Below are 2,291 nucleotides of genomic sequence, written 5' to 3'. Positions count from 1 at the left end.
GCCGGGACGAGAACCTGGCTCTGCCGGCTGACCTCGACTACACCGCCGTCGGCGGCCTCTCGAACGAGGTCCGCGAGAAGCTGGCGGCGGTGCGCCCGCTCACCCTCGGTCAGGCCGCGCGCATCGAAGGTGTGACCCCGGGCGCGCTCACGGCGCTACTTGCGCATGTCCGCCGTAAGGCCGCCTGAGCCGGGCCCCGAGGCGGTGACCGATGCGGCGAGCTTCGCCGCGGTCGCCGGCGCGGGCCCCGATCAGATGCGCGACATCGAGCGTTACCGTGAGCTGCTGGCTGACTGGAACCAGAAGATGAACCTGGTGGGGGCCTCCACGTTGGACGCCTTCTGGTCGCGGCACGCCTGGGACTCGGCCCAGCTGCTGGAACTCGCGCCCCAGGCGAAACTCTGGGCCGACCTGGGGGCAGGGGCGGGCTTGCCCGGCGTGGTGCTGGCGATCCTGCGCAAGGACCAGCCCGACTTCCACGTCCACCTCGTGGAGAGTATGGCCAAAAGGTGTCGCTTCCTGCAGGCGGCGGTCGACGATCTGGCTCTGTCCGCGACGGTACACAACACCCGGGCGGAGGATCTGTCGCTAGCTGTGGATATCGTCACGGCGCGCGCTTGCGCCCCACTGCATCGCCTGCTCGGCTATGCGAAACCCTTTCTGAGACAAGGCGCGACGGGACTCTTCCTAAAGGGTCAAGATGTTGCCTCCGAACTGGAAGAAGCCACAAGATTTTGGGACTATGAGGCGGACGTGCTGCCGAGTCGCAGCGATCTCCGTGGTCGGATCGTCCGTGTGAGGAGACTGGGCCGTGCCCGAAAAGCCTGACCGGGGCCTGCGCGTGCTGGTCGTCGCCAACCAGAAGGGCGGCGTCGGCAAAACCACGACCGCGATCAACCTGGGGACCGCGCTCGCGGCCGTGGGCGAGAAGGTGCTGCTGATCGACTCCGATCCGCAGGGCAACGCGTCAACGGGCCTCGGCGTCGGCCGGGCCCAGCGCACCACCACCCTCTACGACGTGCTGATGGGCGAGAAGCCGATCCTGGACACCGTCGTCAAGACGGCCCTGCCGGGCCTCGATCTGGTGCCGGCCGACGCCGACCTGTCCGGCATCGAGCTGGAGCTCGGCCAGGCCCCCCGGCGCTCGTTCAAGCTGCGCGACGCGCTCGCGCCGCTCCGTGAGAAGCGCGACTACACCTATGTGCTGATCGACTGCCCGCCGTCGCTGAACCTGCTGACCGTCAACGCCATGGCCGCTGCCGATGCGGTGCTGGTGCCTCTGCAGTGCGAGTTCTTCGCTCTGGAGGGCCTCTCGCAGCTGATGCGGACCATCGACCTCGTGCGCGGCAGTCTGAACCCGGCGCTGGAGATTCAGGGCATCGTGCTGACCATGTACGACCGCCGCAACAGCCTCTCCGAGCAGGTCGGGCGCGACGTCCGCGGCCACTTCGGCTCCACGGTCTACGACACGGTCATCCCCCGCAACGTGCGGGTCTCCGAGGCGCCGTCGTTCGGCAAGCCGGTGCTGGTCTACGACCTGAAGTGCGCGGGCAGCCAGGCCTATCTGAAGCTGGCTCGGGAAGTCGTCGTTCGCGAGCGCGAACGCCGCGCCCAGGCGGCTTAGGGGAGGGGGCGATCATGGCGGAGAACCGCAGAGGCCTCGGCCGCGGCCTGTCGGCCCTGCTCGGCGAAGAGGACGTTCGCGCGCCCGGAGCCCCGGCCCCGGCCGCGCCGACCGGCGCCTCGGTGCGCGAGATCCCCATCGAGTTCCTGCAGCGCAATCCGGACCAGCCGCGCTGGGTCTTCCCGGAAGAGCAGCTAGTCGAGCTGGCGGCCTCGATCCGCGACAAGGGCATCCTGCAGCCGATCCTGGTGCGCCCCCTGCCAGAGGGCCGCTACGAAATCGTCGCTGGGGAGCGGCGCTGGCGCGCGGCCCAGCGGGCGGGCCTTGCGGCCGTCCCGGTGCTGGTGCGCGAGCTCAGCGACATGCAGGTGCTCGAGATCGGGGTGATCGAGAACGTCCAGCGGGCGGACCTGTCCCCGATCGAAGAGGCCACCGCCTACAAGCAGCTGATGGACCGGTTCGGGCGCACCCAGGACTCGGTCGCCGAGGCCGTCGGCAAGAGCCGCAGCCATGTGGCCAACACCCTGCGCCTGCTGGCGCTGCCTGAGGGCGTGCGCAACTACCTGCTGGAGGGCCGCATCTCGGCCGGCCACGCCCGGGCCATCGCCACGGCGCCGAACGCCGAGGCCCTGGCCGAGGAGATCATCGCCAAGGGCCTGTCGGTGCG

At 69.8% G+C, this 2,291-nt stretch carries 4 protein-coding genes; all 4 read left to right on the top strand.

Going from position 1 to position 2,291, the window contains the following annotated elements:
* On the top strand, window positions 1-188 hold a 188-nt coding region (locus VHK87_RS16185; RefSeq protein ID WP_329635921.1), incomplete at its 5' end, for a hypothetical protein.
* On the top strand, window positions 166-828 hold the full coding sequence (gene rsmG, locus VHK87_RS16180; protein WP_329635920.1) for a 16S rRNA (guanine(527)-N(7))-methyltransferase RsmG: 663 nt from the start codon (window positions 166-168) through the stop codon (window positions 826-828). The genes VHK87_RS16185 and rsmG, both read left to right, overlap by 23 nt.
* Before the next feature lie 7 nt (window positions 829-835).
* Window positions 836-1,624: a ParA family protein gene (locus tag VHK87_RS16175; RefSeq protein WP_329635922.1), complete on the top strand. Its 789-nt coding sequence runs from the start codon at window positions 836-838 to the stop codon at window positions 1,622-1,624.
* Window positions 1,625-1,638: 14 nt separating this feature from the next.
* The coding region (locus tag VHK87_RS16170; RefSeq protein ID WP_329635919.1) for a ParB/RepB/Spo0J family partition protein at window positions 1,639-2,291 on the top strand (653 nt) is incomplete at its 3' end.

Source organism: Phenylobacterium sp., from assembly GCF_036263695.1.
In the GTDB taxonomy this organism is placed as follows: Bacteria; Pseudomonadota; Alphaproteobacteria; order Caulobacterales; family Caulobacteraceae; genus Phenylobacterium.
This window is presented reverse-complemented; position numbering and strand designations above follow the sequence as displayed.

Coding starts and splice junctions, on each gene's coding strand:
- rsmG (WP_329635920.1), top strand. CDS start 166: ATGTCCGCCGTAAGGCCGCCTGAGCCGGGCCCCGAGGCGGTGACCGAT.